At 63.0% G+C, this 15,172-nt stretch carries 16 protein-coding genes; 4 read left to right on the top strand and 12 right to left on the bottom strand.

Annotated elements, in window-relative coordinates; translation table 11 throughout:
• Nucleotides 1-235: 235 nt before the first annotated feature.
• Genes OO258_RS03990 through ccmA form a run of 10 tightly spaced genes read right to left on the bottom strand, consistent with a single transcriptional unit; the run spans nt 236 to nt 7,581 of the window.
• Nucleotides 236-652 carry a hypothetical protein gene (locus tag OO258_RS03990; RefSeq protein ID WP_110747167.1) on the bottom strand — a complete coding sequence of 139 codons (417 nt, stop codon included), beginning with the start codon at nt 650-652 and terminating at the stop codon, nt 236-238.
• Nucleotides 653-664: 12 nt separating this feature from the next.
• The gene (gene ccmI, locus OO258_RS03985) at nt 665-1,861 is read right to left on the bottom strand and encodes a c-type cytochrome biogenesis protein CcmI (RefSeq protein ID WP_266028936.1); all 1,197 of its coding nucleotides are present in this window, start codon (nt 1,859-1,861) and stop codon (nt 665-667) included.
• Nucleotides 1,854-2,330 carry a cytochrome c-type biogenesis protein gene (locus tag OO258_RS03980; protein ID WP_266028935.1) on the bottom strand — a complete coding sequence of 159 codons (477 nt, stop codon included), beginning with the start codon at nt 2,328-2,330 and terminating at the stop codon, nt 1,854-1,856. The genes ccmI and OO258_RS03980 overlap by 8 nt, the downstream gene beginning before the upstream one ends.
• Nucleotides 2,327-2,863, bottom strand: a complete 537-nt coding sequence (locus OO258_RS03975) for a DsbE family thiol:disulfide interchange protein (RefSeq protein ID WP_266028934.1) — start codon at nt 2,861-2,863, stop codon at nt 2,327-2,329. The genes OO258_RS03980 and OO258_RS03975 overlap by 4 nt, the downstream gene beginning before the upstream one ends.
• Complete coding sequence (locus OO258_RS03970) at nt 2,860-4,833, bottom strand: heme lyase CcmF/NrfE family subunit (RefSeq protein WP_266028945.1); 1,974 nt, start codon at nt 4,831-4,833, stop codon at nt 2,860-2,862. The genes OO258_RS03975 and OO258_RS03970 overlap by 4 nt, the downstream gene beginning before the upstream one ends.
• Nucleotides 4,834-4,844: 11 nt before the next feature.
• Nucleotides 4,845-5,300 carry a cytochrome c maturation protein CcmE gene (ccmE, locus tag OO258_RS03965; RefSeq protein WP_051100801.1) on the bottom strand — a complete coding sequence of 152 codons (456 nt, stop codon included), beginning with the start codon at nt 5,298-5,300 and terminating at the stop codon, nt 4,845-4,847.
• Complete coding sequence (ccmD, locus tag OO258_RS03960) at nt 5,297-5,473, bottom strand: heme exporter protein CcmD (RefSeq protein ID WP_266028933.1); 177 nt, start codon at nt 5,471-5,473, stop codon at nt 5,297-5,299. Before ccmD ends, ccmE begins: the two co-directional genes overlap by 4 nt.
• Entirely contained in the window at nt 5,470-6,237 is a 768-nt protein-coding gene (locus OO258_RS03955) for a heme ABC transporter permease (protein ID WP_110747177.1), read from the bottom strand. Before OO258_RS03955 ends, ccmD begins: the two co-directional genes overlap by 4 nt.
• Before the next feature lie 46 nt (nt 6,238-6,283).
• Nucleotides 6,284-6,952 carry a heme exporter protein CcmB gene (gene ccmB, locus OO258_RS03950; protein WP_012051653.1) on the bottom strand — a complete coding sequence of 223 codons (669 nt, stop codon included), beginning with the start codon at nt 6,950-6,952 and terminating at the stop codon, nt 6,284-6,286.
• The gene (gene ccmA / locus OO258_RS03945; RefSeq protein ID WP_266028932.1) at nt 6,949-7,581 is read right to left on the bottom strand and encodes a cytochrome c biogenesis heme-transporting ATPase CcmA; all 633 of its coding nucleotides are present in this window, start codon (nt 7,579-7,581) and stop codon (nt 6,949-6,951) included. The genes ccmB and ccmA overlap by 4 nt, the downstream gene beginning before the upstream one ends.
• Before the next feature lie 262 nt (nt 7,582-7,843).
• Between ccmA and OO258_RS03940 the strand changes: the two genes are divergently transcribed.
• From OO258_RS03940 to OO258_RS03925, 4 genes are all read left to right on the top strand, one after another.
• The gene (locus OO258_RS03940; protein WP_266028931.1) at nt 7,844-9,439 is read left to right on the top strand and encodes a hypothetical protein; all 1,596 of its coding nucleotides are present in this window, start codon (nt 7,844-7,846) and stop codon (nt 9,437-9,439) included.
• A gap of 129 nt (nt 9,440-9,568) precedes the next feature.
• Nucleotides 9,569-11,125, top strand: coding sequence for a flagellar hook-length control protein FliK (locus tag OO258_RS03935; RefSeq protein ID WP_266028930.1), 1,557 nt, complete (start codon nt 9,569-9,571; stop codon nt 11,123-11,125).
• A complete protein-coding gene (locus tag OO258_RS03930; protein WP_266028929.1) occupies nt 11,122-11,460 on the top strand; it encodes an EscU/YscU/HrcU family type III secretion system export apparatus switch protein in 339 nt (112 codons plus the stop codon). The genes OO258_RS03935 and OO258_RS03930 overlap by 4 nt, the downstream gene beginning before the upstream one ends.
• A 67-nt stretch (nt 11,461-11,527) precedes the next feature.
• Nucleotides 11,528-14,239 carry a dermonecrotic toxin domain-containing protein gene (locus tag OO258_RS03925; RefSeq protein ID WP_266028928.1) on the top strand — a complete coding sequence of 904 codons (2,712 nt, stop codon included), beginning with the start codon at nt 11,528-11,530 and terminating at the stop codon, nt 14,237-14,239.
• Between the two features lie 28 nt (nt 14,240-14,267).
• On the opposite strand, the gene OO258_RS03920 is transcribed toward OO258_RS03925, so the two are convergent.
• Together OO258_RS03920 and OO258_RS03915 are read right to left on the bottom strand one after the other, a co-directional pair.
• Nucleotides 14,268-14,663 carry a DUF2802 domain-containing protein gene (locus OO258_RS03920; RefSeq protein ID WP_266028927.1) on the bottom strand — a complete coding sequence of 132 codons (396 nt, stop codon included), beginning with the start codon at nt 14,661-14,663 and terminating at the stop codon, nt 14,268-14,270.
• A gap of 1 nt (nt 14,664) precedes the next feature.
• A complete protein-coding gene (locus OO258_RS03915) occupies nt 14,665-15,144 on the bottom strand; it encodes a chemotaxis protein CheW (RefSeq protein ID WP_003254393.1) in 480 nt (159 codons plus the stop codon).
• Nucleotides 15,145-15,172: the final 28 nt, after the last annotated feature.

Genomic DNA, 15,172 nt, shown 5'->3' with positions numbered 1-15,172 from the left:
TGCTCCCGGGAGTACGCGCCGAAGGCCCCATCCATGGGGCCTCAGCGCTTGACGGGCATCCATGCCCGTCACCTCCCTCCGCATGCCCTTCGCTCGGCCTACTGAAGTCGCAATCTGTGTCGCCTGAGTTATCGCGCGCTTAGAAGCAAAATCAAAAGCGGAGCGAGAGCGAGAGCGAGAGCGAGAGCGAGAGCGAGAGCGAGAGCGAGAGCGAGAGCGAGATACAGCTTCGCAGTTATTGCCCGAATGCACGCCCCAAACCACCAGGAACCCCGCTGCTGTCAGTCTCCTGCCAAGGCCCATTCGGGCTCAGCGACCAGCTCCAGCCGTTGTCAAACCGGTAATAGGTACGCTGCCGGTAAAAGGTATTCGGCTGCTTCTCCAGCACGTAGACACCCAGTTTCGGGTCCCAGTGGCTAGCCCCGCCAGGCGGCGGCGCAAAGCTGGCCGACGTACGCGGCATGGGCTTGGGAATCGCCGCTGGCTTGCTCGGCTGAGTGGACGGCTGCCCGCCCGGCAAGGGCTTGACCACCGGCCCCTGCGGCGGCACCCGCTCGATCGGTGGTTCGGGCTGTTCATACGGCTGCTGCACCGTACACGCAGACAAACCCAAGGCCAGGGTGATCAGGGTCAGGCGGACGGTGCTGTGCATGGCATTCTTCTCTTACGGGTCGGGGCTGTCGATGGTCAGGTGCTGCATGGCCTGGGTCGCGCTCGGCAGTGGCGTACCTTGACCGATCCATTCACCATGGGTCGGCTGGGCCGCACGCGAAACACGTGCAACCAGTTGGACTTCGGCAAAGTCGGACAGTTTCATCTGCGGCATCATCGCATCCGCATCCGACAATTCCACCTCGATCGGCAACTGCGCCACCGTTACCCGCTTGGCCGCCAACGGCATCGGCGGCCCCTTGCTGGCACGGGCGAAGATGAACACCGTATCGTCCGGTTTGACCTTGTCCTTCAACGCCGCCGCCAGCTCCACACGCACCTTCAGGCGCGCCGCCACTGGCGCAGGCTCGCCAGCCCCAGCTGGCGCCCCGCCCAAACGCTCGGCAGCACGGTCGATGCCGCCCTGCAGGGCCGCACGCGAAGCATCGCCTTCCGGCAACTGCGCCAACAGGCGCTTCCAGTAATCGATGGCTTCCTGGTAACGCTCACCCTCGAAGGCCGCGATACCGCGCAGGCCCAGGCTGGTGACTTCATTGGGGTCGGCCTTCAGCGCTTCGTCAGTCAGGCCCTGCACCTGCGGGCTCCACTGCTTGTCAGCAGCAAAATACAGCGCCTGCGCCCACTGCCCCAACAGCTCTGGCTGGCGACCGGCCAAGGCCACGGCACGTTCGAAGGTACGTGCCGCATCAGCCGGACGCTGCTCGGCCATGTAGGCGCGCCCCAGGAAGTACAGGGCCTCGGCCGAATCAGGCTGGGCCTGCACCACGCGCTCCAACCGCGTGGTCATTTCTTCCATCGACTTCGGCGCTTGGGCAAACTCCTGGGTCAGCTCCACCTTGTCGGCTGCACCAAAATGCAGGTAAAGCCCCAACGCCATCAGTGGCACCAATACAGCCGCCAGCAGCGGCAGGGCCTTGCCCAGATGGCCTTGGCGCTGGGTGTCTGCACCCTCGGTATCGGCCAGCAGCTCGCGGGCGGCTTCGTCGCGGCCCTTGGTCATCTGCGCTTCGTCCAGTACGCCGGCGGCCTGCTGGGCGGCAAGCTCGGCGACGCGTTCCTGGTACAGGGCCACGTTCAGGGCAGTACGGTCTTCTTCCGGCTGGCGACGACGGCCACGCAGGATCGGGATCAGCAAGAAGCTGAGGGCGGCGAGCAACAGCAGGCCCGCGCTAAGCCAGAATTCAATCATGGGTCTGTTCTTTTTCCAGCAGTTTGGCGAGACGCTCGCGTTCTTCGGCAGACAACTCGTTGGCGCCCTGCACGGCGGTGCCTCGACGTCGGCGCACAATCACCGCCAACACCACGAAACCACCGGCCAACAGGAGCCCCGGGCCGAACCACAGCAGCCAGGTACGCCCGCTGAGCGCCGGCTTGTAGCGCACGAAGTCGCCATAGCGGTCGACCATGAAATCAACAATCTGCTCGTTGTTCTTGCCCTCGCCAAGCATGCGGAAGATTTCCCGACGCAAGTCCGCAGCAATGGGGGCGTTGGAATCGGCAATGTCCTGGTTCTGGCACTTGGGGCAGCGCAGTTCCTTGGTCAGTTGCTGGTAGCGCTCACGTTCAGCCTCGTCGCGGAACTGGTAGGTGTCGATGGCCGCCTTGGCCACACCGGCCAGGCTCATGCCCAGCACGGCAGCTGCCAGCCAGCGCTTCATGGCTTGGCCTCGTCAACCAGGCCCTGGTACAGCGGTGCCAGCTGTTCACGCCAAACGGTGGCATCGACGATGCCCACATGCTTGTAACGGATGATGCCCTTGGCATCGATCAGGAAGGTTTCCGGCGCGCCGTACACGCCAAGGTCCAGGCCCAGGCTGCCTTGCTCGTCACGGATGTCCAGCTGGTACGGGTTGTGAAACTCGGCCAGCCACTTCTGCGCAGCGGCGTTGTCATCCTTGTAGTTGACCCCGTGGATTACCACCCCCTGCTGCGCCAACTGGTTCAGGTACGGGTGCTCGACCTTGCACGACGGGCACCAGGTGGCCCACACGTTGACCAGTGCCGGGCGGCCCTGCAAGTCGGCCTGGGTCAAGGTCCGGTCGCCCTGGGTCGATGCCAGGGAAAATGCGGGGAACGCTTTGCCGATCATTGCCGAAGGCAGCTCGTCGGGCTTGAGGAACAGCCCCTTGTAGAGGAACACCGCCACCAGCAGGAACACTGCCAGGGGGACTACCATGATCCAACGCTTCATGCAGCTGCTCCAGACACGCCCAGCGCATCACGCACCCGGGTCTTGACTTTGACGCGGTAGCGCCGGTCCAGGGCCGCCAGCAATCCGCCCAGGCCAGTCAACAGACCACCCAGCCAGATCCAGCGGACATAAGGCTTGATATGCACGCGCACCGCCCAGGCACCGTTTTCCAGCGGCTCGCCGAGGGCAACGTACAGGTCACGCGTGAAGCCGGCATCGATGCCGGCTTCGGTCATCATCGACTGCTGCACGGTGTACAGGCGTTTTTCCGGGTGCAGGGTGGTCACCTCACGGCCCTCACGGCTGACCACGATGGTGCCCTTGTCAGAGATGAAGTTCGGCCCCTCGAAGTGCCTGGCACCCTCGAACAGGAAGTGATACCCGCCCAGCTCCACGCTTTCCCCCGGGGCCATGCGCAGGTCCCGCTCGGCGCTGTTGTTACTCGAAAGCACAACACCCAGCGCACACACGGCCAGGCCCAGGTGCGCCAGCTGCATGCCCCAGTAGCTACGGCCCAGGCCAGGCAAGCCCTTGACCAGGCCCTTGTGGCGGGTCTTGTCGAAGATGTCGCGCAGGCCGCCGAGCACCACCCAGGCGGCCAGGGCGAAGGCGGTCAGGGTAGGCCAGTCGAAGTCGTCGACGATAAAGCCGGCCAGCGGGGCAAGGATCGCACTGCCGATCAGCACCGGCGTCATCATGCTGACCAACCATTGACCCGGCGTGTCCTTCCAGCGCACCACCACGCCAATGCTCAGCACCACCATCAGCAGCGCCATCAGCGGCAGGAACAAGGCGTCGAAGTACGGCGGGCCGACCGACAGCTTGGCCCCGGTCAGCGCGTCGAGCACCAGCGGGTACAAAGTGCCAAGCAGAATCATCGAGGCGGCCACCACCAGCACCAGGTTGTTGGCCAGCAACAGCGTTTCACGCGACCACAGGGCAAAGCCGACCTGGCTCTTGACCACCGGCGCGCGCAGGGCAAACAGCGTGAGCGAGCCACCCACCACGAACAGCAGGAAGATCAGGATGAAAATGCCCCGCGACGGGTCGGCGGCAAACGCGTGCACCGAGGTCAGCACACCGGAGCGCACCAGGAAGGTGCCCAGCAGGCTAAGCGAGAACGCGGCAATCGCCAGCAGTACGGTCCAGCTCTTGAACACCCCGCGCTTTTCGGTCACCGCCAGCGAGTGGATCAGCGCCGTACCCACCAGCCAGGGCATGAACGAGGCGTTTTCCACCGGGTCCCAGAACCACCAGCCCCCCCAGCCCAGCTCATAGTAGGCCCACCACGAACCGAGAGTGATGCCCACGCCAAGGAAGGCCCAGGCGACAATGGTCCACGGCCGCGACCAGCGCGCCCAGGCAGCGTCCAGCCGGCCGCCGAGCAAGGCGGCGATGGCAAAAGCGAAGGCTACCGAGAAGCCCACGTAGCCCATGTACAGCATCGGCGGGTGCACGATCAGGCCAAAGTCCTGCAACAGCGGGTTGAGGTCGCGGCCATCGGTCGGCACTTGCGGCAGCAGGCGCTGGAAGGGGTTGGAGGTAATGATCAGGAAGCTCAGGAAGCCCACGCTGATCATGCCCATCACCGCCAGCACCCGGGCCAGCATCACCTGCGGCAACTGCCGCGAGAACACCGACACGGCAAAGGTCCAGCCGCCGAGGATCAGCGCCCACAGCAGCAACGAGCCTTCGTGGGCGCCCCACACCGCGCTGAACTTGAAGTACCAGGGCAAGGCGCTGTTGGAATTGCTGGCAACATAGGCGACCGAGAAATTGTCGGTCATGAAGGCATGGGTCAGGCAGGCGAAGGCAAACGCCAGGAAGGCGAACTGCCCCCAGGCTGCCGGCCGTGCCAGGCTCATCCACAGGCTGTCGCCGCGCCAGGCGCCCAGCAACGGCACACTGGCCTGCACGGCGGCGAAGCAGATGGCCAGGATCATCGCCAACTGGCCCAGCTCGGGGATCACCAGCGCAGCATTCATGGCTTGGCCTCCCCGCCGGCAGCGGCCTGGCCGCTTTCCTTCAGCGCCTTGGTGACCTCGGGCGGCATGTATTTCTCGTCGTGTTTGGCCAGCACTTCATCAGCCACTACCACGCCTTCGGCATTCAGCTTGCCAAGGGCGACGATGCCCTGCCCTTCGCGGAACAGGTCGGGCAGGATGCCCCGGTAGGTGATCGGCACCGACTTGTTGAAGTCAGTGACCACGAAGCGCACATCCAGCGAGTCGGACGAACGCTGCACCGAGCCTTTCTCGACCATGCCGCCAGCGCGAATGCGCGTGTCCAGCGGGGCTTCGCCGTTGGCGATCTGGGTCGGTGTATAGAACAGGTTGATATTCTGCTGCAATGCGCTCAAGGCAAAGCCGACGGCAACCCCGACGCCGACCAGCAGGCCGACGATGAGCAACAGGCGTTTCTTGCGCTGCGGATTCACTGGTTGTTCTCCCGGCGCAAGCGGCGCGCCTCTTCTTGCAAATAGCGACGACGAGCCAGCAGTGGCGTACCGACATTCAGCGCCAGCACTGCCAGGCAGATACCATAGGCCGACCACACGTACAAACCATGGTGACCCATGGCGAGAAAGTCGCCGAAGGTGGCAAAGCTCATTGCGCGGCCCTCCGCCCCAGGCTGTTCAATACTTCGTCCCTGACCCAACTGGCGCGTGCTTCGCGCTTGAGTACTTCAAGGCGCATGCGCAGCAGCAGCACGGCGCCGAAGAAACAGTAGAAACCCAGTGCCGTGCACAACAGCGGCAGCCACATTTCGGCCGGCATTGCCGGCTTTTCGGTAAGGGTGAACGTGGCGCCCTGGTGCAGGGTGTTCCACCACTCCACCGAGTATTTGATGATCGGGATGTTCACCACGCCGACTATCGCCAGCACTGCGCAGGCCTTGGCCGCACTGTCACGATTACTGATCGCCTGGCCCAACGCAATGATGCCGAAGTACAGGAACAGCAGGATAAGCATGGACGTAAGGCGGGCATCCCAGACCCACCAGCTGCCCCAGGTCGGCTTGCCCCAGATGGCACCGGTGACCAATGCCACGGCCGTCATCCAGGCGCCGATCGGCGCGGCACATTGCAGGGCGACGTCGGCCAGTTTCATCTTCCACACCAGCCCCACCACCCCGGCCACGGCCAGCAGCACGTAGCAGGACTGCGCCAGCATCGCCGCCGGGACATGGATATAGATGATGCGGAAGCTGTTGCCTTGCTGGTAATCCTGCGGGGCGAAAGCCAACCCCCAGGTAATGCCGACCAGCAACAGGATCACGGCGGCGCCGGCCAGCCACGGCAGCATGCGGCCGCTGATGGCATAGAACCATTTCGGGGAGCCCAGCTTGTGGAACCACGTCCAGCTTATTTTCATCAGGGTACATCCAGGGTATTTGCCGGGCTTGAGAGCCCGGGACTCGTTATTCGCCAACGCTGATCTTCAGGCCGGCCGCTATCGCAAAGGGTGCCAGGGTCACGGCCAGGGCCGTGAGGCTGGCGAGCCAGAGCAGGTGGCCGGTTGCCGGCATATTTTGCAACGCCGCCTGCAACGCACCACTGCCCAGGATCAATACAGGGATATACAACGGCAGAATCAGCAACGCCAGTAACAAACCACCACGCTTCAGACCGACTGTCAGCGCCGCGCCCACCGCGCCCAGCAGGCTCAATACCGGTGTGCCTAACAGCAGCGAGCCGAGCAGCACCGGCAGGCAATGGCTGGGCAGCCCCAGCATCAGTGCCAGCAGTGGCGCCAACAATACCAGTGCCAAGCCGGAAAAGATCCAGTGCGCCAGCACCTTGGCCAGCACCAGCAGCGCCAGCGGGTGCGGCGACAGCACCCACTGTTCCAGCGAGCCGTCCTCGAAATCACTGCGGAACAGGCCATCCAGCGACAGCAGCACCGCCAGCAACGCGGCCACCCAGACCAACCCCGGCGACAAGGTTTGCAACAATTGGCTTTCCGGGCCTACCGCCAGCGGGAACATGGCCACGACGATGGCGAAGAATACCAGCGGGTTGGCCAGTTCGGCCGGGCGGCGGAACAACAGGCGCGCCTCGCGGCGCAACAACAGGATGAATACGCTCATGCCGCCCATTGCCCCAGGTTCAGTTCACGGTAACCGGAGGGCTTGCGTTCCAGCGTGTGGTGGGTAGTCAGCACTACCGTGCCGCCCTGCTCGCAGTGGGCCGCCAGGTGCGCTTCAAGTTGCGCCACGCCCTGCTTGTCGAGGGCCGTGAACGGCTCGTCGAGAATCCACAGCGGCGGGCCGGCCAGGTGCAGCCGGGCCAGGGCCACGCGGCGCTGCTGGCCGGCCGACAGGGTATGGCAGGGTACGTCTTCGAAACCGCGCAAACCGACCGCCGCCAGCGCCGCCCAGATTGCCTCGCGGCTGGCCGGCTGGTGCAGGGCGCACAGCCAGGTGAGGTTTTCCTCGGCGGTCAGCAGGTCCTTGATGCCAGCAGCGTGGCCGATCCACAGCAGGATGCTGGCCAGGGCATGGCGTTGCTCGGCCAGTGGCTTGCCACCCAACAGGATCTGCCCGGCCGTCGGCTGCATCAGCCCGGCCAGCAGCCGCAACAGGCTGGTCTTGCCACTGCCGTTGGGGCCGCTGATCTGCAGCATGTCGCCGGCGCCCAGCTCGAAATCGAGCTGTTCGAACAGCAGGCGCCAGTCGCGCTCGCAGGCCAGACCTGCGGCTTGGAGGTGAAAGGTCACGGATTCGCCTTATCCAAATTGAACGGATGGTGGGTGCATTTGCCTGCGGTCGCTTCTGGTCGAGAAAGGCGGCCAGCATTATTACACGCGTGGCAGCGCTGCCAAGGGTAGATTCACATGGTTGTATACAATCATGCCTTAAATCAATAACAGCGCTCGGACCGTAAACCGCCGCGACCCGCCCAGCCCTGATAAATCTGCCAGTAGTTCCAGTGATTTGACCTGGCCATGCTTGTATTTGACCACTGACTGGAAATACGACATGAGCTTGGGCATACAGCAGACCGCAGATGACGTCATCGCTTGGGCGATCACCAGTGCTGCGCAAGGAAGCTTCCTCGGCGGCAGCATGGCGATCGTCACCTACGACACCGATACACTCAACGTGCTTCTGGCCAGGCTCCAGGCGCTACAGCACGACTGGCCAGACAAGGTGATCAACGGCATCGACACCATTACCCCAGGAAGAACCTGGCGAGCCGTTTCCACGACGCTCGGCCGCGGCCGCCTGATCATCGGCAAAGAGCCGCTGGAGGACGCCAAGCTGACCATTCGTGAGCCCATCAACGCGCGCACTGAAATGGAACTGTCGCGTCCCTATGGCGATGGTCTGCGACTCCCTTTCAAGATCACGCATTATCCCAGCGCGGACCTGCATCTCAATATTGAAGTCTACGCAGTTGAAAACAGCGGATGCCTCAAGCAGGGCGGTGAACTGTGCCTCAGCTGGGGCTACCACCCCCGCATCTTTTTCAGCGATGCGCACGGCAACAATCGTGACGAGGAGGCTGCGCGTGGCTTGGCCATGCACCTGCGTCAGGCCCCGGACCAGACATTCACGCTGAAAACGGGTGGGCCCTTTGCCAACGTGCAACCCTTGAACCTTTTCATACGCCCGTCTGCACACGGCGCAGACAACCATCAAACATCGGTGCATGTCGCCGCACCCAACGCTACGCCCGCGCTATCGGGGACTGCCGGGCAGAAATACCTCATCGTTACCAAAAATCTCGTGTTTCCATGGCCGCTTCCGTACCTGGCTACAGCACTGTTCTCGCCTGGTGCTCTGCGTAAGGCAGGTTTCGGCTGGGAAGGTGTCGAGTACCTGTGCGACCTGATGGTCGGAGGTTTGGTCGATTCACAGATGCTGGTTGATGCCTTTACCGGTGTCGATGATGAAAGTTTGGGCATTTACACACGATATCCGGATTCAGTTCTCGGGAGTAACGCCAGCCAGCGCACGGAATATGGTGCCAACCCTCTTTTTCTGGAACACCACGAGGGTGGCCAGGCCTCTGCTCTGGAGGTATTCCCTCCCACCGATCTGGCTACCTGGGTACTGCGCCAACCCGCAGTGGGGACCTTGGAAAATAGGGATGACCACTGGTATTACGTTCCGCCTGTTCTCGACGCGACCAAGGGCTACGAAGCCGGTAAAACCGATGCCCCCTGTGTTCTGAAAGAAACCAGCCCGAAGCCTCCGGTCAGTGTCGACACGCTGGAATGCAGACTGGGCCCAGAGGCGTTGCTTTGCCACCATGCCGTGCTGAATGCCACCCCAACCCACTACTTCAAAGTCGAAGAACATCAGGGCAACTTGCGCTTATCCATGTTCTATCGGCCGCGTGGAGAGACGGACCCAGTGATGGTCGATCCCGCCATCATTGACTGGATGTTTCTCGCAGGGGAAGGAACAGTCGACCAGCAGGGCGTCGTCATCCTTTCCGAAAACCCGGCGACACGCTTGACGGTGCTGGCGGCCATCGAACCTGATGAAGCAAGATGGTACTGGTGTTGGATCGTGATCCCGACCCAGTTCAACGTGAATGAACTGATCGAGCTATACAACGGAGCATGACCCAGCGTCATTTTCCCAGGAAACACCTCAAGTCATCGATCTTGCTGCCGTTATCCTGTCAAGAATGCTCCAGCCCCCGTGGGGTCGCCGCCTGGCCTCCCCCGCTCGAAAACTGCGATCTAGCCACCAATGACTGACATCAATGGCCTCAACGCATCAACCGCCATCGTTCACCAGACGGTCAAGGCCGCAATGGTAGGTGAGTTGTTGAAACTGGCCCAGGCCCAACCCGGCCTGCTGCAACCTGGTGAGACGGCGCAGGCCGAGGTCCTTACCTTGCGTCAGACCGGCAGCACCTTCCAATTGCTGCTACAGGTGACTCAGGCCAACGGCGCACAGATCCAGGTGCAGGCCAGTGCCAGCCAGCCGATTGCACAAGGCAGCCAGATCACTATCAGCCAACCAGAAAGCAACCGCCTGGCGTTGATGGTACAGCAGGCCAGCGCCGACAATGTCGCCACACTGACCCAGCTCGACACCCGCAAGGTCCCGCCGGGCACTCTGCTGCAAGGAAAAGTCCTGACCAACCAGCCGTTGTCGCAGCCCCCAGGGCAAGCGGCCAGTTTTCGCTCACTGGTCAGCCTGCTCAACACGGCCCAGGCCGGCGCCACGCTAACCATCGACAGCCCTCGCCCGCTGCCAGTCGGCAGCCTGCTCAGCGCCCTGGTGCAAGGCGACCAGTCGCTGCGCTTCGTGCCCCTGAGCGGGCGCCAGGAGCAGTTGAATATCGCCCAGCAACTGCTCACTCAGCAAGGTCGCCAAGCGTCCTTGCCCGGCCTGCTCAATGCCCTGCAGCAGCTGGCCAGCAGCGCAAGCAGTGACGGCGAACTGCGCAGTAGCGCCAACAGCCTTCTGGCCAGCCTGCCGGATGCGCGCCAGCTCAGCGACGGCAAAGCACTCGCCCAGGCCCTGAGCAACAGCGGGGCTTTCCTGGAAGCCAAGCTGCTCGGCGGCCTCGGCGCCGGTGTAGCCAGCGACCTCAAGGCGCAACTGGTGCGGTTGGTGGCCCAGGCCTCGGCGAATGCGCCGAGCAACCCGATGATCGCCTCCGCCACCCTTGCCCAGGCCGTGCCGGCCATGGCCCGCAATGCGCTGGGCATGCTCGACAGGGTCAGCCCACGAACACCGCCCGGGGCGTTCCCGCTGCCCTCGCGGCTGTTGCAGGCCATGGAGGACGAAGGTGACCTGCAGCAACTGCTGCGCCTGGCGGCTGCCGCCATCTCGCGCCTGCAGAGCCACACCCTGAGCAGCCTGCAGCAGTCCGGCACGCTGGAAAACGGCAACCTGCAAACCACCTGGCAAACCGAAGTGCCGATCCGCCACGGCCAGGACTTCATCCCCCTGCAAGTCAAACTGCAGCGCGAAGAAACCCCACAACAAAAGGCCGATCGCCAACATGGAGCCCAAGAGCCCAGGCAAGCCCTGTGGCGCATCGAGCTGGCCTTCGACCTGTCCCCGCTCGGCCCCCTGCAGGTACAGGCGCAACTGAGCCAGGGCCGCCTGAGTGGGCAGCTGTGGGCGGAGCGCGAGCAGACCGCGCGGTTGATCGACGCCCAGCTTGGCGCGCTGCGCGAGCGCCTGCTGGCCCAAGGCCTGGAAGTTGGCGACCTGGAGTGCCACCAGGGCATCCCGCCCCAGGGACCACGCACACGAATGGAACAACGCTGGGTGGACGAAACCGCATGAGCGACACGACACCACGCCAAGCCATCGCGCTGACCTACGACGGCCATCAGGCACCGACCGTCACCGCCAAGGGCGACGCGGAACTGGCCGAGGCCATCCTTGCGCTCGCCCGCGAACACGAAGTGCCGATCTACGAAAACGCCGAACTGGTGCGCCTGCTGGCGCGGTTGGAGCTCGGCGATCAAATACCCGAGGCGCTGTACCTGACCATTGCCGAAATCATCGCCTTCGCCTGGCAACTGCGCGGCAAGGTACCCGCCGGCTTCGATGATTCGACGCCTTCAGAGCGCGATATCACCGCACCATTGCCCCTGCTGCCTGGCACCGGCCGGTAGCTATCTACCACCCGCCAACCCACCATGCGCCCAACCTTGTCAGCCTTCCACGAACAAGGTGACCGTCATGACCCACAGCAGAATCAACGCCCAAGGCGTGCAGTTCGTAGTAGACCATCTGGCCAACATCCCGCGCCCGGACCGTGAAGCCAACCGATTGATCCGGCAGTGGCTTGCCGGGCAAGGTGTGGATGTCGACCCCGATCGCATCGATGTGGTCACCCTGCACTACCGGCCGGATGAGCAAGGCTATGTGGCAGCGGTACAGCAAACCCAGAACATGACCCAGGCGCTGCTGGGCAACTGGCAAGGGGAGTCCGACAACAACCTCATCGGTGCGCTGTTCGCCAACCCTTGGGCAGGCACCTTCCCAGAAGGGCCATTGAAGCTGGTCGATCGCCTGCCAGCGCTGGGCTTTGGCCATCAGGGCGCCGCTTTCGAAGTGTACAACGGCCTGTTCCTGCGATCGGCCCCTGCCCGTTACGATGCTTCCACCCACGTTCAGGTACCGGCTGAAGCGTTCCAGCGTTTCATCGAAGCGCTGGATTTTCACGGGCCGTTCAAAGCCATGCTCGACACGTACTGGCAGCAACACCACGACAACCACCGCCTGGCCTGCAAGCTCAATTTCATCGCCGCCTGCAACGCCCAGGTCAGCCAGGGCCGCCTAAGCGATGCCGCCAGGGAGCTGGCCTGGCAAGCCGCCGGCATGATCGCGCAGCGCTTCAAGATACGGGTGAGCACGCTGAGCATCTATGGCTATGCGGCCACCGACCTGCTGTACATCAACGCCCCCCACAGCGACCTGACCCTGCTGTACATGCCAGGTAACAGCTCGCCCTTCCTCGAATTCGAAAGCGAGAACCTGCTCAAGGACTGGGTGGGCGATCAGTGCAAGGACCCCGCCCGACGCGAGGCACTCAAACAACACTTTAGGCTCGCCGACCGCCCTCAAGGCCTCGACTTCAGTGGCCTGGACACCGCGCTCGAGGGCCTGGGCGACTATCCGGACCGGCACCGCCTGCCACCTGAACATGGTTATTTCAACGATGACGGCGTCTGGCCACCCAGAACCTATGTGAATTACAAACCTGGCAAATACAACCCCAAACTGACCGGGGATATCTTTACAGCCTTGACCGAACGGCAGCGCCAGCGCAGCTACGACGATGCTGATTTTGTCATCACCACCGATAGCCAGGTTACCAAAGCCAGATGGCGAGGCTACCTCGCCAATACGCTCAACCTGCTGGCGCCGTTGTGCCTGGTGGTGCCAGGGCTCGCGCCACTGCTGGCGCTCGGTGGCATCGCCCAATTGGGCCTGGGCCTGGACCAGGTGATCAACGGCCACAGCCTGAAAGCCAAACAGGACGGGGTGGGCGACATTGCCTGGGGGCTGTTCAACGCCGTACCGCTGGCAACGGAGGGTACAGCAGGCATCAAGGCCCTGTTCGAGTTCAAAAGCGATGGTTTTGTCATGCCGCGTGAAGTCAACGGGCAGCTCGGCTACCCGTTGAGCCCGACCAGCCCACCGCGGCTTCCAGAGCCGGAAGGCGCGCAGTACTTCCACAACCACGACCCCATTGCACCCCTTGATGACGCCGACCCGCATGTTGCCGGCGCGGTGATACGGTTGCCCCACTACGATGGCGAACTGGACGACCTGGAATGCAGCATCGAAACCTACAACGCGCGGGTGGCCTATGACATGGAGCGGGATGCGTTCATCCTCAAGGACGACGTCAACGAGGTCGATCCGCAAGCCTACGTCGCAGTCCCCAACAGCCGTGACCTGGTGGCGCTCGACATGCCCCGGCCGGTAACCGACGCCATGCGCACGCGCACCTTGCGCGCCTTGGGGGTTGACTTGCCCCTGCCGGTACAAATACCGACACGGGCGCCGGACAGCGCGCCTATCCCAAAACTCATATCCAGCCTCTGGGTCGGCGACCAAGTCCTTGGCGAGCCATTGCTGGCCAACCTTGCCGCCAACGCGGCGCGCTTGAGCGACAGTGAGTACAGCATGCGCCTGTTTCTGTCGAAGGCTTCGCCTACCGCCTACGAACAGAACGCAAAGCTACTGGCAGCCCGGGCCCCAGGGCTGCAGGTAGTGCCGCTTGAAGAGCAGGGTTTCTTCCGGGCCTTCCGCCAGAGCCGCTATTACGCACAGTACGATGCAGCACTGGATGGCAACGGTGGCATCGCCACCAATTACGCGTCAGCGACGGATGTGCTGCGCTACCGAATGCTGCACCATGAGGGTGGGCTGTACATGGACGTAGACGATTTCCTGCTGCCGGACGGTAAGGGCGAAACGATCGACCAGGTCGAGCTGCACACCCCACCCGACGGGCTGCTACTGCCACCGCCGATGTGCAACGAAAAAATGAGCATGAATTGCCTGTACAACACCAGCCTCATAGGTAGCCACCCAGGCAACCCAGTGCTGGATGCGATCTCCGATGAAATGCTCGCACGCTACCAGACCCATGCAGACTTTTACGACAGCCGACCGAGCCTGGAACAGGACCCTAGCGGTTTCTACCGCTACGCCAACAAGCTCAGTCACCTCACCGGGCCGGCGCTGCTCACCGAGGTGGTCGATCGTCACCTCCCCGGGCTGCGGACGCTGCGCCAGATCATCAACCTGCACATCATGCCACGCGTCAACAGCTACCCATTCATCAACCCCTCGCAGGCCAATGCTGCCCTGAAGCAATTGCTGCCCCTTAACCGTTTTGCCGGCGTCGGCGGCAATCACTCCTGGGTTCGCAACTGAAATGCACAGGCGGAGCTGAACGGGCCCCTCAAGGAGCCCGGTATACCTTGCTCATCAGCTCCGCCTCGGCCTGGGTCAGGCCGCAGCTCTGGGTCAGCTCATCAATGCTCGCTCCCATCCCCACCAGCTTGGCCGCCTGGCTGAAGGTAACGTTGCTCGGGTCACGCTGCTCGAGGCGCTCCAGCCGGTCTGGCAGGGTAGCCACCGCCACACGCAGTTCATGGATGGCCTCACCCATGCGCACGGTGCCGTTCTGGTAGTCATCCAGGCGCTTGGCCAAGTCCTTGATGCGCTGGTCACGCAGCGCATCGCCCTCGGCCTGCTGCGCGGCCAGCTCGCGCTGGCGCTTACTGTAGTTGAGGAAAAACCACAGGCTCAGCGCCCACACCAGCGCCAGGAAGATGACAGCAACCTGTAGGATCAACTCAGATGTTCTCCAGCTCGGACCACTCTTCCTCGGTCATCATCTTGTCCAGCTCTACCAGGATCAGCAGCTCGCCATTCTTGTTGCACACGCCCTGGATGAATTTGGCCGATTCTTCGTTACCCACGTTCGGTGCGGTCTCGATTTCCGACTGGCGCAGGTACACCACCTCGGCCACGCTGTCGACCAGGATGCCGACCACTTGCTTGTCGGCTTCGATGATGACGATTCGGGTGTTGTCGGTCACTTCGGTCGGCATCAGGCCAAAGCGCTGACGGGTGTCGATCACCGTCACCACGTTGCCACGCAGGTTGATGATGCCCAGCACGTAGCTTGGCGCGCCTGGCACCGGAGCGATCTCGGTGTAACGCAGCACTTCCTGCACCTGCATCACATTGATGCCGTAGGACTCGTTGTCCAGACGGAAGGTAACCCACTGCAGGATCGGATCTTCGGAACCTTGTGCAGACGACTTTTTCATTCCCCTAGCCCTCTAAATCCGCTGTTTG

Origin of the sequence: Pseudomonas sp. DCB_BI (assembly GCF_026240995.1) — a bacterium.
Lineage (GTDB): Bacteria > Pseudomonadota > Gammaproteobacteria > Pseudomonadales > Pseudomonadaceae > Aquipseudomonas.
The sequence above is the reverse complement of the archived record's forward strand: the minus strand, read 5'-3'. Positions and strand labels throughout refer to the sequence as shown.